General features: G+C 61.5%; 29 protein-coding genes. 15 read left to right on the top strand and 14 right to left on the bottom strand.

The window, feature by feature from the left end:
- Positions 1-57 precede the first annotated feature (57 nt).
- Together AC0L3E_RS20190 and AC0L3E_RS20185 are read right to left on the bottom strand one after the other, a co-directional pair.
- Positions 58-1,041, bottom strand: a complete 984-nt coding sequence (locus AC0L3E_RS20190; RefSeq protein ID WP_128308231.1) for a glutaminase — start codon at positions 1,039-1,041, stop codon at positions 58-60.
- A gap of 4 nt (positions 1,042-1,045) precedes the next feature.
- Positions 1,046-2,194 (bottom strand): pyridoxal phosphate-dependent aminotransferase, encoded by a 1,149-nt coding sequence (locus AC0L3E_RS20185; RefSeq protein ID WP_128308230.1) that lies wholly within the window; start codon positions 2,192-2,194, stop codon positions 1,046-1,048.
- Positions 2,195-2,339: 145 nt separating this feature from the next.
- On the opposite strand from AC0L3E_RS20185, the gene AC0L3E_RS20180 reads away from it, so the two are divergent.
- From AC0L3E_RS20180 to aat, 6 genes are all read left to right on the top strand, one after another.
- Positions 2,340-3,734 carry a M48 family metalloprotease gene (locus AC0L3E_RS20180; protein ID WP_127271627.1) on the top strand — a complete coding sequence of 465 codons (1,395 nt, stop codon included), beginning with the start codon at positions 2,340-2,342 and terminating at the stop codon, positions 3,732-3,734.
- Positions 3,735-3,795: 61 nt separating this feature from the next.
- Positions 3,796-4,599, top strand: coding sequence for a DsbA family protein (locus AC0L3E_RS20175; protein ID WP_128309020.1), 804 nt, complete (start codon positions 3,796-3,798; stop codon positions 4,597-4,599).
- A gap of 148 nt (positions 4,600-4,747) precedes the next feature.
- Positions 4,748-5,182 (top strand): type II 3-dehydroquinate dehydratase, encoded by a 435-nt coding sequence (gene aroQ / locus AC0L3E_RS20170; protein WP_256746177.1) that lies wholly within the window; start codon positions 4,748-4,750, stop codon positions 5,180-5,182.
- A gap of 26 nt (positions 5,183-5,208) precedes the next feature.
- Positions 5,209-5,667, top strand: coding sequence for an acetyl-CoA carboxylase biotin carboxyl carrier protein (accB, locus tag AC0L3E_RS20165; protein WP_127269234.1), 459 nt, complete (start codon positions 5,209-5,211; stop codon positions 5,665-5,667).
- A 10-nt stretch (positions 5,668-5,677) separates the two neighbouring features.
- Positions 5,678-7,021, top strand: a complete 1,344-nt coding sequence (gene accC, locus AC0L3E_RS20160) for an acetyl-CoA carboxylase biotin carboxylase subunit (RefSeq protein WP_127269233.1) — start codon at positions 5,678-5,680, stop codon at positions 7,019-7,021.
- Positions 7,022-7,033: 12 nt separating this feature from the next.
- Positions 7,034-7,651 (top strand): leucyl/phenylalanyl-tRNA--protein transferase, encoded by a 618-nt coding sequence (gene aat / locus AC0L3E_RS20155; RefSeq protein ID WP_473605443.1) that lies wholly within the window; start codon positions 7,034-7,036, stop codon positions 7,649-7,651.
- Positions 7,652-7,660: 9 nt separating this feature from the next.
- On the opposite strand, the gene AC0L3E_RS20150 is transcribed toward aat, so the two are convergent.
- From AC0L3E_RS20150 to AC0L3E_RS20140, 3 genes are all read right to left on the bottom strand, one after another.
- Positions 7,661-8,047, bottom strand: a complete 387-nt coding sequence (locus AC0L3E_RS20150) for a hypothetical protein (protein WP_127330800.1) — start codon at positions 8,045-8,047, stop codon at positions 7,661-7,663.
- Positions 8,048-8,122: 75 nt separating this feature from the next.
- Positions 8,123-8,713: a DUF2155 domain-containing protein gene (locus AC0L3E_RS20145; RefSeq protein WP_128309022.1), complete on the bottom strand. Its 591-nt coding sequence runs from the start codon at positions 8,711-8,713 to the stop codon at positions 8,123-8,125.
- A gap of 124 nt (positions 8,714-8,837) precedes the next feature.
- Positions 8,838-9,236: an NADH:ubiquinone oxidoreductase subunit NDUFA12 gene (locus tag AC0L3E_RS20140; protein ID WP_013531353.1), complete on the bottom strand. Its 399-nt coding sequence runs from the start codon at positions 9,234-9,236 to the stop codon at positions 8,838-8,840.
- A gap of 228 nt (positions 9,237-9,464) precedes the next feature.
- Here AC0L3E_RS20140 and panB point away from each other — a divergent pair, with 228 nt between their 5' ends.
- Positions 9,465-10,307, top strand: a complete 843-nt coding sequence (gene panB, locus AC0L3E_RS20135; protein ID WP_473605442.1) for a 3-methyl-2-oxobutanoate hydroxymethyltransferase — start codon at positions 9,465-9,467, stop codon at positions 10,305-10,307.
- On the top strand, positions 10,304-11,155 hold the full coding sequence (gene panC / locus AC0L3E_RS20130; protein WP_473605441.1) for a pantoate--beta-alanine ligase: 852 nt from the start codon (positions 10,304-10,306) through the stop codon (positions 11,153-11,155). The genes panB and panC overlap by 4 nt, the downstream gene beginning before the upstream one ends.
- Positions 11,156-11,253: 98 nt before the next feature.
- On the opposite strand, the gene AC0L3E_RS20125 is transcribed toward panC, so the two are convergent.
- From AC0L3E_RS20125 to gatB, 3 genes are all read right to left on the bottom strand, one after another.
- Positions 11,254-11,598: a VanZ family protein gene (locus AC0L3E_RS20125; RefSeq protein ID WP_473605440.1), complete on the bottom strand. Its 345-nt coding sequence runs from the start codon at positions 11,596-11,598 to the stop codon at positions 11,254-11,256.
- Between the two features lie 82 nt (positions 11,599-11,680).
- A complete protein-coding gene (locus AC0L3E_RS20120) occupies positions 11,681-12,169 on the bottom strand; it encodes a GNAT family N-acetyltransferase (protein WP_473605439.1) in 489 nt (162 codons plus the stop codon).
- Between the two features lie 4 nt (positions 12,170-12,173).
- Complete coding sequence (gatB, locus tag AC0L3E_RS20115) at positions 12,174-13,673, bottom strand: Asp-tRNA(Asn)/Glu-tRNA(Gln) amidotransferase subunit GatB (RefSeq protein WP_473605438.1); 1,500 nt, start codon at positions 13,671-13,673, stop codon at positions 12,174-12,176.
- 290 nt (positions 13,674-13,963) lie between these two features.
- Here gatB and AC0L3E_RS20110 point away from each other — a divergent pair, with 290 nt between their 5' ends.
- Positions 13,964-14,221, top strand: a complete 258-nt coding sequence (locus AC0L3E_RS20110; protein WP_127269620.1) for a YjhX family toxin — start codon at positions 13,964-13,966, stop codon at positions 14,219-14,221.
- Positions 14,222-14,269: 48 nt separating this feature from the next.
- Here the strand turns inward: AC0L3E_RS20110 and AC0L3E_RS20105 are convergent, their stop codons facing one another.
- The gene (locus AC0L3E_RS20105; RefSeq protein ID WP_027039198.1) at positions 14,270-14,701 is read right to left on the bottom strand and encodes a CBS domain-containing protein; all 432 of its coding nucleotides are present in this window, start codon (positions 14,699-14,701) and stop codon (positions 14,270-14,272) included.
- Between the two features lie 87 nt (positions 14,702-14,788).
- Complete coding sequence (locus AC0L3E_RS20100) at positions 14,789-15,547, bottom strand: rhomboid family intramembrane serine protease (protein WP_473605437.1); 759 nt, start codon at positions 15,545-15,547, stop codon at positions 14,789-14,791.
- Between the two features lie 388 nt (positions 15,548-15,935).
- Between AC0L3E_RS20100 and AC0L3E_RS20095 the strand changes: the two genes are divergently transcribed.
- The 5 genes from AC0L3E_RS20095 to AC0L3E_RS20075 all read left to right on the top strand — a co-directional run bounded on the left by AC0L3E_RS20095 (position 15,936) and on the right by AC0L3E_RS20075 (position 20,734).
- Positions 15,936-16,568: a PAS domain-containing protein gene (locus AC0L3E_RS20095; RefSeq protein ID WP_023812148.1), complete on the top strand. Its 633-nt coding sequence runs from the start codon at positions 15,936-15,938 to the stop codon at positions 16,566-16,568.
- 177 nt (positions 16,569-16,745) lie between these two features.
- A complete protein-coding gene (locus AC0L3E_RS20090) occupies positions 16,746-17,363 on the top strand; it encodes a PilZ domain-containing protein (protein ID WP_473605436.1) in 618 nt (205 codons plus the stop codon).
- Positions 17,364-17,633: 270 nt separating this feature from the next.
- Positions 17,634-18,242 (top strand): transglutaminase-like cysteine peptidase, encoded by a 609-nt coding sequence (locus AC0L3E_RS20085; protein ID WP_127269622.1) that lies wholly within the window; start codon positions 17,634-17,636, stop codon positions 18,240-18,242.
- Positions 18,243-18,455: 213 nt separating this feature from the next.
- A complete protein-coding gene (locus AC0L3E_RS20080; RefSeq protein WP_473605434.1) occupies positions 18,456-20,045 on the top strand; it encodes a hypothetical protein in 1,590 nt (529 codons plus the stop codon).
- A gap of 128 nt (positions 20,046-20,173) precedes the next feature.
- Positions 20,174-20,734: an ankyrin repeat domain-containing protein gene (locus AC0L3E_RS20075; RefSeq protein WP_473605433.1), complete on the top strand. Its 561-nt coding sequence runs from the start codon at positions 20,174-20,176 to the stop codon at positions 20,732-20,734.
- Positions 20,735-20,778: 44 nt separating this feature from the next.
- Here the strand turns inward: AC0L3E_RS20075 and AC0L3E_RS20070 are convergent, their stop codons facing one another.
- Entirely contained in the window at positions 20,779-21,306 is a 528-nt protein-coding gene (locus tag AC0L3E_RS20070; RefSeq protein WP_027160406.1) for a gamma carbonic anhydrase family protein, read from the bottom strand.
- Positions 21,307-21,325: 19 nt separating this feature from the next.
- On the bottom strand, positions 21,326-21,667 hold the full coding sequence (locus AC0L3E_RS20065) for a DUF6949 family protein (RefSeq protein WP_292336496.1): 342 nt from the start codon (positions 21,665-21,667) through the stop codon (positions 21,326-21,328).
- A gap of 125 nt (positions 21,668-21,792) precedes the next feature.
- Here AC0L3E_RS20065 and AC0L3E_RS20060 point away from each other — a divergent pair, with 125 nt between their 5' ends.
- A complete protein-coding gene (locus AC0L3E_RS20060) occupies positions 21,793-22,518 on the top strand; it encodes a hypothetical protein (protein WP_473605431.1) in 726 nt (241 codons plus the stop codon).
- Positions 22,519-22,581: 63 nt separating this feature from the next.
- Here AC0L3E_RS20060 and AC0L3E_RS20055 read toward each other — a convergent pair whose 3' ends face one another.
- Together AC0L3E_RS20055 and cysE are read right to left on the bottom strand one after the other, a co-directional pair.
- Positions 22,582-22,785 carry a DUF3126 family protein gene (locus AC0L3E_RS20055; protein ID WP_013531334.1) on the bottom strand — a complete coding sequence of 68 codons (204 nt, stop codon included), beginning with the start codon at positions 22,783-22,785 and terminating at the stop codon, positions 22,582-22,584.
- A gap of 151 nt (positions 22,786-22,936) precedes the next feature.
- Positions 22,937-23,785: a serine O-acetyltransferase gene (cysE, locus tag AC0L3E_RS20050; protein ID WP_013531333.1), complete on the bottom strand. Its 849-nt coding sequence runs from the start codon at positions 23,783-23,785 to the stop codon at positions 22,937-22,939.
- Between the last annotated feature and the right edge of the window lie 129 nt (positions 23,786-23,914).

The following is a 23,914-nucleotide window of genomic DNA, read 5'->3' as shown; positions in this document are numbered from 1 at the left end:
CCGTCTCGAAGACGGTGCGGGATTTTCTTATCTGGCGCTATGGCGGATCGCGAAAGGCTACGGCGCGAAGATCGACCAGTTCATCATCCTGGCCAGCTTTTCCAGCGCGATCGACCCCAGCTTGGAGTTGCCGTTGGCATTGAGACCTGGCGACCAGACGGCAAGCGACGCCACGCCCGGCACGATGCCCAATATGCCTCCGCCGACACCGCTCTTGCCGGGGATGCCGACGCGGAAGGCGAAATCGCCGGAGCCGTCATAATGGCCGCAGGTCAGCATCATGGCGCCGATGCGGCGTGCCCGTTCGGCCGACACCACGGAATGCCCGGTCGCCGGGTTCTTGCCGCCATTGGCGAGGAAGCGGCCGGCGAGCGCCAGTTGCCGGCAGCTCATGGCGATGGCGCAATGGTGGAAGTAGACGCCCAGCGCCAGTTCCGGCGCATGGTGGAGATTGCCGAAGGATTTCATATAGTTGGCGAGTGCGAAGTTGCGGTAGCCGGTGGCCCGTTCGGATGCTGCGACCTCGCGGTCGATGATGATGGTCTCGTCGTCGGCGAGGAACTGGATGAAGCGCAGGATCTCGCCGATCGCCTCGCGCGGCTGGTGGCCCGCAAGCAGGATGTCGGAAATGACGATGGCGCCGGCATTGATGAACGGGTTGCGCGGGATGCCGTTCTCATGCTCGAGCTGCACGATCGAGTTGAACGGATTGCCTGACGGTTCGCGGCCGACCCGCTGCCACAGCGCGTCGCCGACATTGCCGAGCGCCAGTGTCAGGGTGAACACTTTCGAGATGCTCTGGATGGAAAAGGCCTGGTCGGCGTCCCCCGCCGTCAGCACGCGGCCGTCATTGGTGACCGCTGCGATGCCGAATTTCTTCGGATCGACCTTACCCAACTGCGGAATGTAAGAAGCGACGTCACCGCGATCGGTGCGATCGGCCATTTCGGCAGCGACTTCGGCCAATGCCTGATCAAGTTTGGAGGCCTGATCAAGTTTGTGGGCCTGATCAAGGCTGAGGGCCTGTTCGAGTTCCGGCATGGCGCTACCTCAACCAGCGTTCGAGGCGCGCCATTGCCTCGACCATGTCGTCGTGGCTGCCGGCGTAGGAGAAACGCATCGTCCGGTGCCCGGCCTGAGTGTCGAAGTCTTGGCCGGGTGTTGCCGCGACATGCGCCTCGGCCAGCATCTTGCGCGCGAAGGCCATGCTGTCATTGCTATGCCTGGTGACGTCACAAAAGGCATAAAAGGCGCCGTCCATGGGCGCCGCCAGCGGAAAGCCGAGTTCCGGGAGGCGTTTCATCAAGAGTTCGCGATTCCAGGCATAGCGACCCTTGACCGCCTCCAACTCCTCGGTCGCCCTGAAGGCTTCGATCGCCGCGATCTGCGACAGTTCCGGCGGCGAGATGTAGAGGCTCTGGGCGACGCGCTCGACCGGCCGCACCAGGTCCTGCGGCAGCACCATCCAGCCGATGCGCCAGCCGGTCATGCAGTAATATTTGGAGAAGGAGTTGATCACGGTCACGTCGCCTCCATAGGCAAGCGCCGTGGTGTCGGGGGCGGCATAGGCCAGCCGGTGATAGATTTCGTCGGAGATGACGGCGATGCCGAGGTCTTGTGCCGTCCTCACCAGGGCCGCCAGTTCATCGGCCGGTATGACCGCGCCGGTTGGATTGGCGGGACTGGCGAAGAGAACGCCTTTCAGCGGCTTTTCACGATGCGCGGTCTCGAGATGGCCGGCATGCAGGTAGGCGGCGTCGCCGAGCTCGATCTCGACCACCTCGATGCCGAGCGCGGCCATGATGTTGCGATAGGCGGGATAGCCGGGTGCCGCGATGGCGACGCGGTCACCCCCATCGAACATCGCCAGGAAGGCGAGGTTGAAGGCGGCCGACGATCCAGTGGTCACCGCGATCCGGCCGGGCTCGATATCAAGCCCGTAGTGATCGGCGTAGTGTCCGGCGATCGCCTTGCGCAAACCTGCCAGTCCCAGCGCGTCGGTGTAGCCGATGCGTCCGTCCTGCAGCGCCTTGGCGGCTGCGGCGCGAACCAGAACCGGTGCGGGATCGGAGGGCTGGCCGACGGCCATCGAAACAACCGGCACGCCCTGGGACTTCAGCCGGTTTGCCTCTGCCAGAATGTCCATCGCATGGAAGGGCTCGACATTGCCACGACGTGAGAGCGAAACGACCATTTGACCAGTATTCCCGATGACTGACGGCGCCAGGCACTGGCGCATGTGCCGCACAAATGCCCGATTGATGTGAGGATCACAAGTTGAGGAAGTTTCCGGCGCCGACTTTTCATCTTTCGCCCGCTCGTCTACCAGTGGAGCCATCATGTTGAGCCGACCCAGATCGACGATTGCCCAGGCAGCGCGCGTCTTCGCGACGCTTTCGCTTGGCGTTGCCGTTGCAATGGCGAGTTCGGTCAGCGCCTTTGCCCAGAACGTGCCGGTGGTGCGCGACGCCGAGATCGAGGCGCTGGTTCGCGATTACGCGCGGCCGATCTTCAGGGCGGCTGGCCTGGCGAATGACGGCATCGACATCGTTCTGGTCAATGACCAGAGTTTCAACGCCTTCGTCACCGGGCGCCGGCTGTTCATCAACACCGGCGCGCTGATGACGGCTGAAACGCCCAACGAGATCATCGGCGTCATCGCGCACGAAGCCGGTCATATCGCCGGCGGCCACCAGCAGAAACTCCGCGACCAGCTTGAACGCGCCAAGACGATGGCCATCATCGCGACGCTGCTGGGTGCCGGTGCCATGGTCGCCGGCGCGACAACCAATAGCCGCGGCCTTGCCGGTGCGGGCGTGGGCGTGGCCGCCGGCGGCGGCGAGATGGCACAGCGCAGCATCCTCGCCTACCAGCGCACCGAGGAGATGACGGCCGACCGCTCGGCGATCACCTATCTCAACGCCACCGGCCAGTCCGGCATGGGCATGCTGAAGACGTTTCACCGCTTCCAGACTGCGCTGTCGCTCTCGGGCGCGCAAGTCGATCCCTACCGGATCAGCCATCCGATGCCGCGGGATCGTATCTCCAATCTCGAAGTGCTGGTGAAACAGAGCCCCAATGTCGACAGGCCGGACCCGCCCGCGCTGCAGCAGCGCCATGACATGGTGCGGGTGAAGATCGCCGTCTACATGGAAGGCCAGGCGGCTGCGTCGCGGCTGATGCGAAAGATGCAAGGGACACTCGCCGCGCTATATGGCGACGCCCAGTCGACCTACCTGTTCGGCAACATCGCCGCCGCGCTCGCCAAGACCAATGCACTGATCAAGGCGCAGCCCAAGAACGCTTACTTCCAGGAACTGCGCGGCGACATCCTGATGAAGGCAAACAAACCCAAGGAAGCCGCGGACGCCTACGCCAAGGCGGTCAGCCTCGATTCGGCGCGGTCCGGTCTGCTGCCGGTGTCCATGGGCCAGGCGTTGATGGCCGTCGGCACGCCCGACTCCCTCAAAAAAGCCGTCGTGCAGATCAACAACGGCCTCGGGCGCGACAAGGAAAATTCAGCCGGGTATCGCTATCTGGCACAGGCCTACGGTGAGTTGGGTGACATACCGGGCGCCGAACTTGCCACCGCCGAAAGCCATTTCTATTCCGGCAACTACAAGGATGCGAAGATTTTCGCCATGCGGGCGCAGCAGCAGATGAAACGCGGCGAGCCGCGCTGGCTTCGCGCCCAGGATATCATAAACTACAAGCCGTCAACCAAGATCAAGTGAACCTTCCGGCCGCGCGCCACGACATAGCCAGACCGGAAAACAGGTAGAAGGAACAGGAACGATGAAAAAGGCACTGCTGCTGGGCACCACGGGGGTTGCGGTCGCCCTGGCCATGCTGGCTTTCGGATTCGTTGCCGGAAACCCGCAGATCGCCAAGGCCGGTACCGCACAGCCGGTCGAGACCGCGGCGGCCGATACCAAGATCGACCGCACCGAGGTCGAAGGCATCATCCGCGACTATTTGTTGAAAAACCCGGAAGTCCTCCTGGAGGTCCAGGACGCGCTTGAGGCCAAGCAGAAGGAAGAGCAGCGCATCGCTCATCTCGGCGTGATCAAGAATGCCAAGGACCAGATCTTCAACTCCGCCTTCGACGGTGTCGTCGGCAATCCGAACGGCAAGGTCACCATCGTCGAGTTCTACGACTACAATTGCGGCTTCTGCAAACGCGCCATGGACGACATGCAGGCGCTGACCAAGACCGATCCGGACCTGCGTTTCGTGCTCAAGGAATTCCCCATCCTTGGACCGGAATCGCAGAAGGCGAGCGTGGTCTCGATGGCCTTTCACCTGATGCACCCGGAAAAGTACGGCGAGTTCCACAATGCGTTGCTCGGCGGCCAGGGACGCGCCACCGAGGCGTCGGCAATCAAGATCGCTCTGTCGCTCGGCGCCGACGAAGCGGCGCTGCGCGAGAAGATGAGGGACCCGACAATCAACGAGGCCCTCGCCAAGACCTACGATCTTGCCAACAAGCTGGCGATCACCGGAACGCCGTCCTATGTCATCGGCAACGAGGTGGTGTTCGGAGCACTCGGGCAGGAGGTGCTGGCAGAAAAGATCGAGGCGGCGAAAGCCGCGCTCTGATCTTGCTCGCCAGCTATTTCTCACGGGCACATTTCCGCCTGTTGTGGACAGTGAAAGAACGCACTTGCGCTCTTTCCGCGGGCGGCTATGCCCATTATAGAGGGCCCAGCGCGCCGGCTTGATGACGGCGCCGGGAAAGGTCGGCTTTTTGAAAACGGTTTTCGTCCTGAACGGTCCCAATCTCAACGCGCTCGGCAAGCGCGAGCCGGGCATCTATGGCGGCAAGACGCTTGCCGCGATCGCCGACGACTGCAAGCAGGCAGGCACGGCGCTGGGGTTCGAGATCGATTTCCGCCAGTCGAACCATGAGGGCGACCTTGTCGACTGGATTCAGGAAGCTGGCGACAAGGCTGTCGGCATCGTCATCAATCCGGGCGCCTACAGCCACACCTCGATTGCCATCCACGACGCCATCCGCGCCGTCGCGCCGTTGCCGGTGGCCGAAGTTCATCTTTCCAACATCCATGCGCGGGAACCATTCCGCCACATCTCCATGGTCGCGCCGGTCGCCGTCGGCATGATCTGTGGCTTTGGGCCGCTCGGCTATACGCTGGCGCTACAGGCGCTGGCCGCACGCCTATGACCGGCCAACAAACAGAAGGCTCGAAAATGTCGATAAAGAAGACCGGTGTTGACCAGCAACTGATCCGCGATCTGGCGGGCATACTGAACGACACCAATCTCACCGAGATCGAGGTTGAACTGGGCGACCTGAAGGTGCGCGTCTCGCGGCAGGCGCCGGCTGTTCATGCAATCGCAGCGCCGCAGCAGGCCTATGCGCCGGCAGCAGCGCAAGCTGCCTCCGCAGCTCTGCCCGTTGTGGCAGATATTTCCAAGAACGCAGTCACCTCGCCGATGGTCGGCACCGCCTACCTGGCGCCGTCGCCGGACGCCAAGGCATTCATCGAAGTCGGCCAGAAGGTCAAGGAAGGCCAGACGCTGCTGATCATCGAAGCGATGAAGACGATGAACCAGATCCCCTCGCCACGTGCCGGCACGGTGACCGCGATCCTTTTCGAGGATTCGCAGCCGGTCGAATATGGCATGCCGCTCGTCGTGATCGAATAGAGCGGGCCTGATGTTTCAGAAGATCCTCATCGCCAATCGCGGCGAAATCGCCCTCCGGGTGCTGCGCGCCTGCAAGGAACTCGGCATCCAGACGGTGGTGGTGCATTCGACCGCCGATGCCGACGCCATGCATGTGCGGCTCGCCGACGAGAGCGTCTGCATCGGTCCGCCGCCATCGCGCGACAGCTATCTCAACATCCATCAGATCGTTGCGGCCTGCGAAATCACCGGCGCCGACGCCGTGCATCCGGGCTACGGCTTCCTGTCGGAGAACGCCAAATTCGCCGACATACTGGCCGCGCACAACATCACCTTCATCGGTCCGTCCGGCGACCATATCCGCATCATGGGCGACAAGATCGAGGCCAAGCGAACCGCCAAGCGCCTCGGCATTCCGGTTGTGCCCGGTTCGGACGGCGCCGTCACCGACCAGAAGGAAGCCAGGCGCATTGCCGCCGAGATCGGCTATCCCGTGATCATCAAGGCATCGGCCGGTGGTGGCGGTCGCGGTATGAAGGTCGCCCTCACCGAGGCTGACCTGGAGATCGCCCTGCAGACGGCGAGCACGGAAGCCGGTGCGGCGTTCGGCGACGATGCCGTTTATATCGAAAAATACCTGGAAAAGCCGCGCCATATCGAAGTCCAGGTGTTCGGTGACGGCTTTGGCCGCGGCGTGCATTTCGGTGAGCGCGACTGTTCCTTGCAGCGCCGCCACCAGAAGGTCTGGGAAGAGGCGCCCTCGCCCGCCCTCAATGCCGAAGAGCGCGCCCGCATCGGCGGCATCTGCGCCAAGGCCATCGCCGATCTCGGCTATTCCGGCGCCGGCACCATCGAGTTCCTCTACGAGAATGGCGAGTTCTACTTCATCGAGATGAACACGCGCCTGCAGGTCGAGCATCCGGTGACGGAAGCGATCACCGGCATCGATCTCGTGCATGAGCAGATCCGCGTCGCCTCCGGTGGCGGCCTCTCGGTGAAGCAGGAGGACATCAAGTTCAACGGCCACGCCATCGAATGCCGCATCAACGCCGAGGACCCGCGCACCTTCACCCCCTCGCCCGGCACGATCACCCATTTCCACACACCGGGCGGCCTGGGCATCCGCGTCGATTCCGGCGTTTATTCCGGCTACAAGATCCCGCCATACTATGACAGCCTGATCGGCAAGCTGATCGTGCATGGGCGTAATCGCGTCGAGTGCATGATGCGCCTGCGCCGCGCGCTGGACGAGTTCGTCGTCGACGGTATCAAGACGACGCTGCCGCTGTTTCGCGATCTCGTCGGCAATGCCGACATCGCCAATGGCGACTACGACATCCACTGGCTGGAAAAATACCTGGCCAAGGAAGACTAGCGCGGAGACGCGATGACCCGCCCCTACGCGCCCGGCTATCGCATCCCCACCGACCTTCTGCTCAAGGCCTACGCCTCGGGCGTCTTCCCGATGGCCGAAAGTGCCGGCGACCCGGAGGTGTTCTGGGTGCGGCCGGAGACGCGCGGCATCATTCCGCTCGATGGTTTTCACGCGCCGAAAAGCCTCAGGAAAACGATCAGGAAGAACCCCTTCGACATCCGTTTCGATTTCGATTTCGAAGCGACCATCGACGGCTGCGCCGAAAAGCGCGTGGAACGGCGCTCGACCTGGATCAATGCGCCGATCCGCGAAGCCTATGTCAAGTTGCATCGGATAGGCCATTGTCATTCGGTCGAGGCGTGGCGCGAGGACCGGCTGGTCGGCGGCCTCTATGGCGTGTCGCTCGGCCGGGTGTTTTTTGGCGAGAGCATGTTCGCCAGGGAGACGGACGCTTCCAAGACCTGCCTTTTCTATCTCGTCGAGCGCTTGAAGGCACGCGGCTTCGCGCTGCTCGATACGCAGTTCACCACCGAGCACCTCAAGCGCTTCGGCGCCGTCGACGTGCCGCGCGGCAAATATGAAAAGTTGCTGGCCGACGCGCTGAAGGGCGAGGCCGTATTCTATCCCTGAAGATTGAGCCTACTTCCCAGTGGCGGCTTCCAATGGCGTTTGCGAATGGAACATCATCTTCCAGCCGTTGACGCGATGGACATAGCCGGTGCTGACCAGCGCGGCGTAAGGTTCGCCGTTCTCGCGTGTCGCATGTGCCTCGTAGGTCAGCATGATGATGTCGCTGCCCGGCTCGATAATACCCTTGAGGTCGATTTTCAGGTCGCGCCAGCGGTTGGGCTTGGTTGCGGTCTTGGCGAGATCCGCATTGTCCATCGCCTGTGCCATCTGCGGAAACGCCACCAGGCATTCGGTGTCGACATTGGCCGCATAGTAGGCCGCGTCGCCCGTCCAGAATCCCTTTTCGAGTTCCAGCAACTCTGCCTTGCCGGCTGTGATCCGCTTGCTGTCTGACATCGGAAGATCCTCCCTGCGCATAGATGCGCGCTCATCCGTGCCCCAACGTATGGTGGCAAGGAGGGTTCCGGAGGATCAGTTGGTGTCGGTCGTATCGGGGTCCGAAGCGTCCGGCTCCGTCACGCCAGGCTCTGTCACGTCCGGAGCGGTCGCGGCTTTCGGTTTGGCCGCCGCGGGCTTGGGCGCCTCGGCTTTGGTTGCGTCAGCCTTGGCGCCGTCGGGCGCCGGCACATCCGACTTCTGCTTGCATTCCTTCAGCCAGACGTCGTAGACGGCATGCTCGACGGCATTGAGGCCGGGGCTTTCGGCAAACATCCAGCCGGTGAAGATGCGGCGAATTTTGCGGTCGAGCGTGATCTCGTCGACCTCGACGAAGGAATCGGTCTTCGGCGCCTCGGCCTGCGGCCGCGAATAGCAGACGCGCGGCGTCACCTGCAAAGCGCCGAACTGCACCGTCTCGTCGATATAGACATCGAAGGTGATGATGCGGCCGGTGATCTTGTCGATACCGGCAAACTCGGCAACGGCATTGGTGACCCGGTCCGCTCCGGCGGGCAGCGCCGGCGCGGGTGCCGCGGGCTCAGGCGAAGCGGCGAAGGCCACGGTGCTGACGGCAAGACCGGCGGCTAGCGCCAGACTGGCCGATATTGAGTAAGAAAAGCTCATGCAAAGATACCGGTGGTTCGCGCCCGGGTGATTCTGTCGATCGCCAAGGCTAGTCGCCGTTTTCTGATCAGCAAGCAGCTAAACACCAATTGTGGCGATAAAGGACCGGCTTGCACCCTGTCGCCTACGACCCGGGTGTCCAGGCATCGTAGTCGCCGGTGACCTGCGGGCGGTGCTGATTGGTCAGCACCGAGCCCTTCGGGCGATAGGCCGCCGGGCTGCCGGTCAGATTGGGCTGATGCGGCTTTTGCCAATCGCGCGGCTTGTAGTCCTCGCTGGACGGCGCGACGTCGACGCGGTGGTGCATCCAGCCGTGCCAGCCGGGCGGTATCGCCGAAGCCTCCGAATAATTGCGGTAGATGACCCAGCGGCGCGTGCGGCCTTCCGAATCGATGCCGCCTTCGTAATAGAAATTGCCGGTCTCGTCCTGGCCGACCTTCTTGCCGTACCGCCACGTGTGCAGGCGGGTTCCTATCGTCTGGCTGTTCCACCAGGTGAAAAACTGCGTAAGGAAAGTCTTCATTTCAAAACCCTCGCGCCGGCAGCGCCCGTTTTCCTGCTTATGGCGTCAGGCCTTGCCGAAGGCAAGGCTTTTGCCACGGCGTGCGCGCAAATGGCTTGCCTGAAGCCCGACACAAGCCTGTGATCCTCCCGGTCGCTGCATGCACGCTTGCCAAGCCTTTGCGGTATTTCTAAAGCTCTGCGCGCCCATGCCTGCATCCAGCCCGGCTTGAGGCCAAGGAGGTGACGATTGGCCACGGAATTGCCGACCACCGACATTCGCATCAGCGCTGAGGCGATTCGCCACCGCAAGGGCGGCACGCCGATCGTTTGCCTGACCGCCTATACCTATCCCATCGCCCGTCTGCTCGATCACCATGTTGACCTGCTTCTGGTCGGCGACAGTGTCGCCATGGTCCTGCATGGCCACAAGACGACTCTGGGCGCCTCGCTGGAGATGATGATCGCACATGGGCAGGCCGTGATGCGCGGCTCGGCCAGGGCCTGCGTCGTCGTCGACCTGCCGGCCGGCAGCTATGAGGTTTCGGCAGCACTTGCCGTGGCCTCGGCGCGGCGGGTCGTCAATGAGACCGGCTGCCAGGCGGTGAAACTCGAAGGCGGCGTCGACATGATCAGCCAGATCGAGGCCATCGTCGCCGCCGGCATTCCGGTGATGGGACATATCGGCCTGCAGCCGCAATCGGTCGAGAAGGACGGCGGCTACAAGATCAAGGGCCGCACCGAGGAGGCTGTTGCGGCATTGCTTCGCGATGCGCTCGCCGTCGAGAATGCCGGCGCTTTCTCGGTGGTCATCGAAGGCACGGTCGAGAGGGTCGCCGCCGATATCAGCCGCCGCCTCGCCATTCCAACCATCGGCATCGGTGCCAGCAGTGAATGTGACGGCCAGATCCTGGTCATCGACGACATGGTCGGGCTGACCGTCGATCGCGTGCCGAAATTCGTCAAGGAATACGCCGACCTGCGCAGCGTGATCTCGCATGCAGCGGAAACCTATGCAGCCGAGGTGCGGGGCCGGACATTCCCCGGCCCCGGCCATGTCTTTTCGGCGACAAACAGCAGGGACGACGCATGAGCCAACCCGTCGTCGTCGACAGCGTAGCCGCACTGCGCGCGCAAATCCGGGACTGGCGGCGCGACGGCCTTCGTGTCGCCATGGTGCCGACCATGGGTGCTTTGCATGACGGGCACATCTCGCTGGTCAGGATCGCGCTCGAAAAAGCCGAGCGCTGCGTCGTGTCGATCTTCGTCAATCCGACGCAGTTCGCGCCGAGCGAAGACCTCGACAAGTACCCGCGCCAACTCGCCCGCGACCTCGACCAACTGGGTGCGGCAAAGGCCGACCTTGCCTTCACACCGACGGTTGGCGAGATGTATCCCGCCGGCTTCGCCACGAAAATCTCGGTCGGCGGCCCCTCCGGCGGGCTCGAATCGGACTTTCGGCCGACCTTTTTCGACGGCGTCGCCACCGTGGTGGCAAAGCTCCTCCTGCAGGCAACGCCCGACTGTGCGGTCTTCGGCGAGAAGGATTACCAGCAGCTTTGCGTGGTGAGGCAACTCTGCCGCGACCTCGACCTGCCTGTCGAGATCATCGGCGCACCGACGATCCGCGACGCGCAGGGTCTCGCCATGTCATCACGCAACGCCTATCTCGATGAGGCCGAACTGAAGATCGCCCGCCAACTCAACGTCATATTGCGCAATACGGCTGCGGCGCTGGCGGCAGGCGCCGGCCAGAGCGACGCAACCGAAGAGGCCAGCCGCGCCCTCATCGCCGCCGGCTTTCAAAAGGTCGACTATGTCCAGGCACGCGAAAGCCTGACGCTTGCGCCATGGCATCGAAACCACGAAGGGCGTCTTCTCGCGGCAGCATGGCTCGGCAAGACCAGACTGATCGACAATGTCGGGGTTCCCGCTGTTTAGCGAAGGCTCGATCCTTCGGCCAGATAGACACGGGCCGACCACAGTCGATGGTCCCGTACTCTTTGGGGTCGACGTATCGCGGCGGATTGCTGCCGCGCCTAGCTCTCGCTCTTTTGTCCGCCGGCCCTGACGATCAGGTGTCCCGCGACGATCCCAACCACCCCGGCCAGGGCTTTTACCAATGCATCGATGAGGCGTGCATGGCGACCGGGATCAATGAGCTGAAGCAGTTCCAGCATGCCGGCGGTCACAGCCACGAAGATCACGACCTGGTACAGTCGGTTGGGGAAGCCGACCGCCAGGGCGAAGCCCAGCAGGACATAAGCCAAGGCACGCTCGACATTCGCTTCAGCGAGGTGCGGCCGCATCTGGATCGGCGACAAGGTCGCGAAAATGATGATGGCGAGCAGCGCCAGCGCTGTAATGCGGGACAGTTTGGTCATGCCCTTGCATATCCGTCGTGAGCCGGCACAGCAAACGCCGCGATGACGCATGGCCGGATCGCTCTATTCATCCGGTGGCAATCTATCCGAGCGACTTCTCGAAACTCAGCGTCGTCGGCCTTGCGGTATCACTGGACTCCTCCCCGGCACTGACAGGCAAGAACCCTTTCGACCGATAGAAGGCGATGGCGCCGCCATTGGCCTCCTCGACCTCGACGCGCAGCGTTCGCGCTTCCGGGAAACTGGCCTCGACCTCGTCGAGCAGTGCTTGCCCGATCCCGCGCCTTTGGCAGTCCGGATGGACGTAGAGCTGGTTCAGCAGGATGATTTTCGCATCGGCGGTGGCGGCGGCGAAAGCCATGCCGCCGATCCGCTTGCCATCATCGGCCACCAGGAATTCCGAATTCGGCCGCGTCAGCCGCGAGCGGAGCGAAGCAATCGAGTGCCATTCGTCGGTGATCTCGGTGACTTTGGCAGCGCCATAAATGGCGTCATAGGTCGCATGCCACGTTTCCACCAGCAGCGTCCGCACAGCGGCAAGGTCGCGTTCACCTGCGGTGCGGACGAACACGGCGCTACTCGATGCCCAGCTTGGCCTTGACGAGGTCGTTGACGGCTTGCGGGTTGGCCTTGCCGCCGGTCGCCTTCATCACCTGGCCGACGAACCAGCCGGCCATGCTCGGCTTGGCGCGCGCCTGTTCGACCTTGTCAGGGTTGGCGGCAATAACGTCCTCGACGGCCTTCTCGATGGCGCCGGTGTCGGTGACCTGCTTCATGCCACGGCTCTCGACCAGTTGGCGAGGGTCGCCGCCCTCATTCCAGACGATCTCGAACAGGTCCTTGGCGATCTTGCCGGAGATGGTGCCATCCTTGATCAGATCGATGACCGCACCGAGCTGCTCGGGTGAAACCGGAGCGTTTTCAATGTCTTTTCCGGCCTTGTTCAATTGCCCGAGCAGATCGTTGATGACCCAATTGGCGGCAAGCTTGCCGTCGCGGCCGGCGGCCACCTTCTCGAAATAATCGGCGATCGGCTTTTCCGACACCAGGATCGAGGCGTCATAGACGGACAGGCCGAGCGACGCGATCAGCCGCGCCTTCTTGTCGTCCGGCAGTTCCGGCAATTCCTTGGCCAGCGCATCGACATAGGCCTGGTCGAATTCCAGCGGCAAAAGATCGGGATCGGGGAAGTAGCGGTAATCATGCGCCTCTTCCTTGGAGCGCATCGAGCGCGTCTCGCCCTTGACGGCGTCGAACAGCCGCGTCTCCTGATCGATCTTGCCGCCATCCTCGAGAATGGCGATCTGCCGGCGCGCCTCATAGTCGATGGCCTGGCCGATGAAGCGGATCGAGTTGACGTTCTTGATCTCGCAGCGCGTGCCGAACTCGCCGCCCGGCCTGCGCACCGAAACGTTGACGTCGGCGCGCATCGAACCTTCGTCCATGTTGCCGTCGCAGGTGCCGAGATAGCGCACGATGGTGCGCAGCTTGGTGACATAAGCCTTGGCCTCGTCGGCCGAGCGCATGTCCGGCTTGGAGACGATCTCCATCAGCGCCACGCCGGAGCGGTTGAGATCGACATAGGACATGGTCGCATGCTGGTCGTGCATCGACTTGCCGGCATCCTGCTCCAGATGCAGCCGCTCGATGCCGACCTCGATGTCCTCGAATTCGCCCTGGCGGTCCGGGCCGACCGAAACGATCACCGTGCCTTCGCCGACGATCGGCTGCTTGAACTGCGAGATCTGGTAGCCCTGCGGCAGGTCGGGATAAAAGTAGTTCTTCCGATCGAAGACCGACTTGTGGTTGATCTGCGCCTTCAGCCCCAGGCCGGTGCGGATCGCCTGCTTGACGCATTCCTCGTTGATGACCGGCAGCATGCCCGGCATCGCCGCATCGACCAGGCTGACATTGGCGTTGGGCGGCGCGCCGAAGGCCGTCGAGGCGCCCGAAAACAGCTTTGCTTCCGACGTGACCTGCGCATGGACCTCGAGGCCGATGATGATCTCCCAGTCGCCGGTTGCGCCGGGGATCAGGCGTTTTGCGTCAGGAGTACGGGTGTCGACAAGGGACATGGCGGCCTGCGAATTGCGGTGAGTGATTTCACGTTTGAACGTGAATTTCACGTCGAACGTGAAATCATTCGCTAGTGCAAACCGCCAAAAGAGACAAGCGCAAAGCCACGGACTGGCCTTTTCAGCCGCTTTCGCCTATAGGACGCTCATTCCAATGGAGAGTGGATGTCCACTTACGCTCAGTCCCGGTAAGGCCCTGACCTCCTGGCGAGGCAGGGCAGAAAACCTGAAACCCCGTGCCGCGAAGCTTCGCGGCGGCGGCATTTTTTGTTTTCCCGGAAAACTCTCACATGGATATTTCGCGCACTGAACAGCGCATCCTGCACCTGCTCGCGCAGGGCGGACGCATTGAAATCGAAAAGAACGACAAGAAGCGGATCGCCTCCGTCAAATGCCTGACCCGCGACGGCTGGCACTATCCGGACGTCGATCTCGACATGTTTCGAAAGCTGAAGCGGAAGAAGGCGGTTTCTTCGTCGGGAGGCGGCCCCTACCGCATCACCCGGCGCGGGCTCGCACTCGTCCGCTCCGAACTCGACAACAGGTAGCCCGCGGTTCCGCCGGTCGGTTCTCCGGCCGGCGGTTCGCCTCACCGTTCAGGCAGTGGCGATATAGGCCCTGATCTGGTCGGCCTCGCGCTCGACATCCTCGATGCGGCGCTTGACCACGTCGCCGATGGACACGATGCCATCGAGCATGCCGTCCTTTTCCACCGGCAGATGGCGGAAACGGCCGCGGGTCATAATCTCCATCACCTCGTTGACGGTGTGATTTTCGTTGCAGATCTTCACCTTCGGCGTCATCGCCGAACGCACGGCGATATCGAGCGCGGCTCCACCTTCCCGGGCGACAACCCGGACGATGTCGCGCTCTGACAGGATGCCGACGATCTTGCGATCGCCATTGGTGATGACCAGCGCACCGATCTTGTGCTCTGCCAGGATGCGGATGGCTTCGCTCAGCTTTTCGTTCGGCCCGAGCGTCAACACGTCATGGCCTTTTCTCTCGAGAATTGCCTTCACCGTCATGGCGTCCTCCTCTGCTTTGCCTGCCGGTTCCTGCCCTGACCGGCCTTCACGTAAGAGTGAACATCGTGCGCCGTGATCGGTTGCATTTCAAGTGCGGTGGTCAGTCGTCTCCCACTCGGGCGCCTGCCATCGCCTGTCGAACCAGCGCAGGCCGAAGAAGCCCGCGACAAAGCCGCCAATATGAGCCTCCCAGGCGATCTGACCATCTATCCCTGGGGCAAACCCGAGCAGGCCGGTGGCGAGATTGATGACCATCCACATGGCGAGGAAGATCACGACACCGCGCAGGCGCAATACGAATGCGATCGGCAGCACAGGGCCGGCGAAGGCGGCCTTGCCGGCCGAACGGTCGGTGCGGAAGCCGAAACGCGCCGCAGCCCCCATCATGCCCGATATCGCACCGGAAGCCCCGACCAGCGGCGCCTCACCATAAGGATGCATCGCCCAGAAAAGCGCGACCGAAGCCAGCCCGGTTGCGGCAAAAAACAGCGCGAACCACAGCGCTCCCAGACGGTTTGCCAATGGTGAACCAAACGCGGCGAGCCACACCATATTGATGGCGATATGGGCAAAGCCGCCATGCATGAAGGCATAAGTGAAGGGCCGCGAAAACAGGAACCAGTCGAAGCCGTATTGCCCGGTGTAGAGAACGGGGATGAAGGCCCCGTCATACAGCAATGTCATCTGCTGGGATTCGCTCAACACATATTGCTGCAACAGGTAGACGACGACACAGATGCCGATCACCGCCAGCACGACGGGCGGCAGGTTGAACACCGGCTCGCGCCGCGGTTCAGGTGCGCCCTCGACCGGGTCGACTTCCGAGGGAGATGCCGGTTCACTCATTTGAAATTGCACTCTGCGGGATTCGGGGCTCGAGCATCTAGATCACCACGGACCGAACCGCAAACCGCGAATCGCCGCGGCGCGAATCAAAAAAGAAGCCGTTCAAGGTTTCCCTTGAACGGCTGGTCGAGCCCCCTGCTCCCCTAAAACTCTTGACTGAAGTGCTGCCGATCGTCGCGAAACGACCGCTTCTGGAGTGGTTTTTGTGTGCCACGGGGCTCGCTTCGATGCAACGTAAACCACTTGTTAACCTTAACGGCCCCGACCCGTGAACAAGTGTTAACGACGCTGGCACGCTTCCTGCTCCGCAACGCATGTAGGTCATCGGAGGGCGCCCTTCTGTTCACCGATGGGACATCAGACGACAGAATGCGCGGAGCAGCATAGCATGAACCAGAATGGATCGATCACGCTGTTCCAATATTGGAACCGCCTGCGTGACGGACGTCCTGCCCCGAAGCGTTCGGAGGTCGAGCCGGCCGACATCAAGTCGCTGCTGGCCGACACCTTTATCCTGGAGCGGGACACGCGCGGACAGGCCGTATTCCGGCTGGCCGGCACCAGGCTTTGCGCCTGCTACGGCCGCGAACTCAAGGGGTTTTCCTTTCCATCGCTGTGGCGCGAGAAGGATCAGCGGCTCGTCTCGCGGCTGATCCATGGCGTCTTCGAGCAGAAGTCGGTCGTGCTCATCAGCTATGAGGGTTTCAGCCGCAACGGGCGCTCCAACAAGTTCGAACTGCTTGCCCTGCCGCTGGACGGCGGCGTCGAAAATCCGCGCTGCCTGGGCGTCATCAGCGCCGTGGAGAAGCCCTTCTGGCTGGGTGCCGATCCGATCACCGACGCGTTGATCGATTCGATACGCGTCATCGATCCGGAGAAGGAGCTTCTCAACAATCGCCCGGCGATCGATGTCCCCTCGCTCGTTCCCGATGAACTTGGAGCACCCGAGACGATCTCGGCGCTCGGCCGGGCGCGCCGCATCCGCCATCTCGTCGTGTTCGATGGCGGGCGCGAGGAATAGTCCGTTTGCGGCCTGATGCACGTCGCCCAAAACTGCGCGGCTGTTTTGGCACCGCGACCTGCAAAAAGGAAACCCCTGGAGCGCCCGCTTTTTCCCTTTGTTAACCCGCTTTGTTGTACTTCTCTGATGAAGTTCCTCGCATCGGCGCGCGGGATGCCAAACGGGGTGTAGGCAGTCATGAGGTCAGCGGCGGTCGACTATGCGCCGTCCCAAGCTGAAAGGCGTAACTTTCAGCGCGTCCGGGTTAAAATCTACGGACGCTTCATGCTGGAAGACCGCACCGAACACCCCTGCCAGGTCGTCGACATGTCACCGGGCAATGTCGCGTTTCGCACCGAACGCATCGGCATGCCCGGCGAAAAAATCATTGCCTACATCGATCATATCGGCCGCATCGAAGGTGTCGTCACCCGCACCTTGCAGGACGGTTTCGCGATGACCGTCATCGCGTCGGATCGCAAGAAGGACAAGCTGGCCGCGCAATTGACCTGGCTCGCCAACAAGCATGAACTCGACCTGCCGGAAGATCGCCGCCACGAGCGCGTCGCGCCGCGCAATCCGACCAGCGTGCTGCAGCTCACCGACGGCCGCCAGTACCAATGCCGTATAATCGACCTTTCGCTCTCCGGCGCCGCGGTCGAGATCGACGTCAAGCCGGCGATTGGCATCCAGGTTATGCTTGGCACCATGCGCGGGCAGGTCGTGCGTCATTTCGAGGACGGCGTCGCCATCGAATTCGCTGTGATCCAGCGCCCCGAAACGCTCGATTCCGAATTCAACACGCCACGTACCTGAGCAGGCCCGACAGCGACACTCCAGGAAACCGGCCCTTGTGGCCGGTTTTTTGTTTTCGACGCCATGACCGGCATGCTTAGCCCACTCTTGGCGGGCTTGGGAGCCCTCCGCGCGCCGAGATTGGCGCCTCAATATCCAAACGAATTAATACTCAAATGATTCAAATTTTACGTTTATTCTACTGGAGTTTTACTCAATATCTACTTCGAGCTTTTGCGTCAAATAAATCCACATGTGGCAATGTCTCCTTCGAACGGGGAGACTACAACAATGAAGAACACGAGGGGCAAGCTGTTGCTGGTGGCAATGGCGATGCAGCTTTCCGCTTGGGGATCAGCATATGCCGCGGGACCGGCCTATATGCACACCGGCGGACGCACCACCCAGCCTGTTGGCCATTATGAGTTCTGCCAGCGCAGTCCTGGCGAATGCAGCGAACGGACCCCGAAGGGTGCGCCGGTCGAACTGACCCGCAAACTGTGGGCGACGATCGTCAACATCAACAATTCGGTCAACACTCGCATCAAGCCGCGCACCGACATGGAAAACTACGGTGTCGAGGAATATTGGGCCTATCCGGCCAATGGCTATGGCGATTGCGAGGATTACGCGCTGGAAAAGCGCCGCGAGTTGATGGATGCGGGCGTGCCGGCCGGCAATTTGCTGATGACAGTGGCGCGCCAGCCGAATGGCGACGGCCACGCGGTGCTGACCGTGCGCACGAGCCTGGGAGAATTCATCCTCGACAATCTCGAGACCAAGGTCCTGTCCTGGACGGACACCGACTACACCTATCTCAAGCGCCAGTCGGACCAGAATTCCGGCGTTTGGGTGACGATCAATGACGGCCGCTCCGACGCGGTCGCCAGCGTCCGCTAGAACAGAGCTCAAGCGCGCCGCGTGAATGCGAGGCGCTTCAGGAGAAACCCGGTCGAGTCCCCACCCTCCCCGTCCCCAACGACCGGGTGAAAGGAGCCGGCCCCGTCCCCGGGCCGGCTCCGCCATTTCTGGGTTGCCTTTTGAATTCCGACAAAAGCACGACTTCAACAGCTTAGGTTTCTGTTTGCGGCCCACCTTTGCTATACAAACAGGATGAAAAAGCAGCAGCTGAATTCCGATGAGTTAGGGGAGCATGGCGAAGTGCTTTTTCCGCCGCTCTGCACTCCACTTGGCCTCGTCGTAAATAAATCAGTACGAGATCGAACCGGCTGGGACTACCGTGTCGAGTTCCCCAACAGGTATTTAGACAGGAACAAATATCCAGACAAAAGGCCAGCCTTGCCCGCTTACAACTTTCAAGTGAAGTCGATGTGGGCCGACAAGAGGAGCTTTTCTGCCCGCTTGTTGTCAATGGAGCGTCTGGCCAAAACACCTGAAGCTTCTTTCATATTTGTCATGAAATTCGGCCCAAGTCTCTCAGTTGAGAGTGCGTTTTTGGTCCATCTTGGGGGTACGCCCCTAGATCATGTTTTGAAGAGATTGACCGCTGAAAGCAGTAAGGGAAAGCTCATACGCAGACAGATGCTGACTTTCACAGAGAGCACGGACTGGCATGCTGTACCCATGGAGTCGCATGCGTTCTTCGAACGCGTTCAGGAACTATCCCAAACCTACGCGGCGGGCGGCGACTACACCGAGGCCAAGCGCAAACAAATTGAAACAGCCGGCTATTCGGATAGCCCTGTCAAAATCACGGTCACCATCCAAGGCAAAAGCGGGAAGGAAGTGATTGACGGCTTTCTTGGCCTGACCCCCCTGAATGTTTCGTCGTTCTCGGCCACAGAGGAGAGATTTGGCTTTCAAAGGCCGTTTGGACTGCAATTCTCGAGCCCCGGCATAATGTCTTTTACGCCAACAGGCGGACCAGGGTGCAAGATTTTCTTCCGGCAAAAGCGCAATGGTACGCCCGTAGTAAGAGCAGGAAATTTGATAGTTCCACCTATCCAGCCTGTCTCACGATTCCTGGCAAGTTCGCCCCCCATCACTCTCGACATTAATCTTGCCGGTTCCCTCGGCTTTACCATTGCAAGCTTAAATTCGGAAACCAAGCCGTTGAGATGGTGGAAGGAGGTAGCTCAGGCGGTAATCATATTGGCCTCTGAGAAATTCTACATCGACGTGCACGATCAAGGTGGGTTGAAGCTATTTGGAACCGAAATTGTTGCCAATAACCATTTCAACCGCGACAATGCTGATTGGTTCTGCGCTTTGCTGCGCGCGGTAGATCGAATGATGAGCCTAACCGAAAGGGTAGGAATGTCTGATATCGAATTCAGCATTTCCGATATCGAATTGGCAGATGTAAGCGTGGCCCGTTGCCTCGCCTTTGTCGATGAGATCGGCACCTCGTTCGAGTCAACATTTGAAGGTCTGTCCAAAGAGAACGAGGAGCTTATTGGTGAGCCGAAGATCGGAGTTGTAGCCCAATCACTTCGTCTGGGCAGCACCGAATTAATGTATTGTGCAGTCGCACAGATGACTATGACGAGGGAGCAAGCGGGGGAGCCTATCTTGCAGGGTGTCACGACCTCGCAAGGATTTCTAGAGAGTGGTGGCGGTGTGACTTTGGGAAGGTATGCCCGTGCTTGCGCCAAACAGGTGGGCGCCCAATATTTGATTGTGTTCGGGGATAATGCTGGTTCGGGGGATATTCCTGAATTGGAAAGTCCCGCCTCTTCTTAACTGCGCCCGTTATTCCTTCGATTTGGATGGCAGCTCCCACCGAGCGCATCAGAACATCCCGACCGCCTTCCCACGCCCGGAAGATCGAGGCACTATAGGCCGATGGTTTCGCCTTCTGGATCACAGCGATGTTGGAAGTCCCGGAAGATCGATGCGAGCGCCACCGCCTGTTCAAGGCTATCGACGATGCCTTCAAGGCCGGCGACTTCGAGGGCCTCGGCATGGCGCTGGGCGGCTCTTCCCGCTGGTTCGACGAGCGCATGCCGTTCGAGCTCGGCCTCGGGCATCCGCTGGAATATGCGATCTATTGGAGCCCCGTCGGCTTCATCTCGACCTTGCTGGGTGCCGGCTCGGATCCGAATTATCAGGATCACGGCGGGTTTCCGTCCATCATTGCGGCGCTGTCCACCGACCGGGCCGACAGGCTGGACATAGTGCGGGCATTGATCGAAGGCGGTGCTGACCCCAACATGCGAGGTGTGAACGATTGGACGCCGCTTCACTATTCGGTGGCAATCGGCAGTGTCGATGCGATCCGTCTGCTTTTGGCGGCGGGCGCCGACCCGGCGCTCGAAACCCGCATCGATGACTACAGGACAGCCATCGAGGAAGCCGAGATTGCCGGCTTTGAAGCCGGTGCTTCATTGCTGCGCGATGCGATGGCCGGGCGCGGCTCTGACAGACAGTGAGTTGGGGCGCTACGAAACCACCGCCAGCAAATGCCGGGCTGGCCTCAGACCTTCTTCAACCCCGCCTTGAAGCGCTTGCCGTTGGCGACATAGTGCGCCGCCGAGCCGCGCAACCTGGCCACGGCCGCGTCGTCCAGCACCCTGATCGCCTTGGCGGGCGAACCGACGATCAGCGAATTGTCCGGGAATTCCTTGCCTTCGGTGACCAGCGCACCGGCGCCGACCAGGCAATTCCTGCCGATTTTCGCGCCGTTCAGCACGATGGCGCCCATGCCGATCAGGCTGTTGTCGCCGATCGTGCAGCCATGCAGCAAGGCGCGGTGGCCGATCGTGCAGCCTTCCCCGATCGTCAGCGGGAAACCGGGATCGGTGTGCATGACCGTATGTTCCTGCACATTGGTGTCGGCACCGATGACGATGGGCTCATTGTCGCCGCGGATGACGGCGCCGAACCAGAAGCCGGCATTGCGTCCGACCCTGACGTCGCCGATCAGCGTCGCATCGGGTGCGATCCAGTTCGAGTCCGCATCGGCGAAGCTGGGCTCTGTTCCATCGATCGCATAAAGCGGCATTTCTGGTCTCCGAATCGTCTCAAGCGGGCAGCTCGGACCCTAGGAGACGGACCGTCCACGAGGCAATGGCAAGCACGACGACGCCCAGCGCCAAGGTCCACGCAATTGCCGTGCAGCCGCAGGACATCAGCGCCAACGTTGAAATGCGGCGCTGACGCCGGGCATCGATGGCATCGTTGACCAGCATGAAGGGTCCGGCACAGGCGGTGGCGAGCAGCGAGCGCAAGACATGTGACGGCGACACATAGGGTTCGGTGAAGGCGACCTTGCGGCCCGACGCCAGCTCCATAGCCGATCCGGCCAGCCCACAGGCCGTCAACCCGACGGCAAAAGCAAAGAGTGTGAGTTCCAGCGGTCCCATCTTAACTTTCCATTTACCATGAAATTGCACAGTCGTTCCATGCAGGCTGCAAGAGCCGTGCCGTGCGATGTGTGCCGCCCAGGGACACCGGAGGCGGACGGGCGGCCCGGGATCCGAGGACTGAGATGAAGCAGGCAGCGCTCGCCAACGAACTTACCGTGGTCGATTCCACGCTGATGAAGCGGGTGCTCTACGGGTTCGCGGCGCTCGCCCTGTTGTCGGTGGCGATCAGCCTTGGCGGCAAATGGTTCGGCCACTCGATCGCCATGGCCGGATACACCGACGAGGCAACGGTCCACCAGGTGGTGATCGGCAACAATGTCATCGCTGTCCCGGCCAACGCCATCCGTTTCGCCCAGGCCCGGCGCGACGGCATCGCCTCGCGGCTCGACCTCTATCTGCGCTATCCCCAGATGGACGGCTACAGCGAGGCCGCGCGTGACGATTTCAACCACACGGGCACAGTCAAGAACATCGTCTTCCTGTCATTCGAACAGCAGATGATGTCGCGTGACATGAGTGGCCGCTTCACGCCGATCTACAGCGCGTTGATCACCCAACCCGGCACTGCCGGGCCTGGCGGCACGATGATTTATGATTTTAACGAGAAATCAGGCTATCTGAACGAGGTGCTGGTTGTCGGCAATCGCCCCGGCAAGGAGCCGTTTGTGGCCCGTTGCCTGAGCGGACCGAGTGCCGACCAATCACTGGCGCCTTGCGAGCGCGACATCCAGGTCGGCGACCAACTCAGCCTCACCTATCGCTTCCCAAGGGAGTTTCTGGGCGATTGGCAGGCGCTCGACGCGGCAATCGCCACCGAAGCGGGGCGCGTTCTGAAGGCGGGACGCTAAGAACGCTTCAAGGGAACCGGCTGGCCGGCCGCATGGAGCCGACCGACCGCAAGATTTGCTGGCTCAGGCCAAATCGATGTCGAGAATTGCCATCGAAAAATTGTAGTCGCCGTCGTCCTCGTCCTTGAAGACGATGCCGAGGAATTCGTCGCCGACATAGACCTCGGCCGAATCGTCCTTGCGCGGCCGCGCCTTGACCTCGAGCTTGGGGTTCTGGAAGACGCGCTTGAAATAGGCGTCCAGCTTTCTGATTTCGTCCGGCTTCAACAGTCTTCTCCGATCATCGGGCTTGCTCGTTCGAACGCGCTTCTGGCACGTCGACAATGGCGATGTAAAGGCAAGCGGCCTGATAAGGCGAGACAACCGCCCGCTCCTGCCCGCGGCCGGAATCCGACAGCAGACGACGGCGCCGTGAAAATCAGATGTCGAAGCTGACGACCTGATCCATCGTCTGCGACGGCAGAAGCTGGTCCATCTGGCGCGACGGCTGATCGCAGCCGGTCTCGCCGACGACGCGGGCCGGCACGCCGGCAACTGTCTTGTTGTGCGGCACAGGCGACAGCACCACCGAGCCGGCGGCTATCTTCGAGCAATGGCCGATTTCGATGTTGCCGAGGATCTTGGCGCCGGCGCCGATCAGCACGCCGTAGCGGATCTTGGGGTGGCGGTCGCCACCGGCCTTGCCGGTGCCGCCCAGCGTCACGCCATGCAGGATCGACACGTCATCCTCGATGACAGCGGTCTCGCCGACCACGAGGCCGGTGGCATGGTCGATGAAGATGCCCTTGCCGATGCGGGCGGCCGGGTTGATGTCGGTCTGGAACACCGAAGACGAGCGGCTCTGCAGATAGAGCGCGAAATCCTTGCGCCCCTGATTCCACAGCCAATGCGCCAGCCGATGGGTCTGGATGGCGTGGAAACCCTTGAAATAGAGCACAGGCATGATGAAGCGATCGCAAGCCGGATCGCGATCGTAATAGGCCTGGATGTCGACACGCACCGTCGTCGGCCACTCCTTGTCGTCGGCCAGCATGGACTTGAAGGTCTGGCGGATGAGGTCGGAGCCGATGTCCTGGTGCGCCAGCCGCTCGGCCAGCCGGTGAATGACTGCTTCTTCCAGGCTGTCCTGGTTGAGGATGGTCGAATAGAGGAATGCAGCGAGCAGCGGGTCGCGGTTGACAGCCTCCATGGCCTCGTCGCGGATCGAACGCCAGATCGGATCGACCGGCTTCAATGCGCTGTGTCGGGAAATGCTGATGCTGTTCATCGCCGTCTCGTCCTGCGTCCTGCCTGGCTTGCCTGTTGTGCCTGTTGCCAAGCCGCACATATAAGCCAGATCATAGCACGATTGAACTCAATTTTCCTTAGTGCTTTGTCAAATGGATTTGGTTCGCGG

Source organism: Mesorhizobium sp. WSM4822 (assembly GCF_055811155.1).
This window is presented reverse-complemented; position numbering and strand designations above follow the sequence as displayed.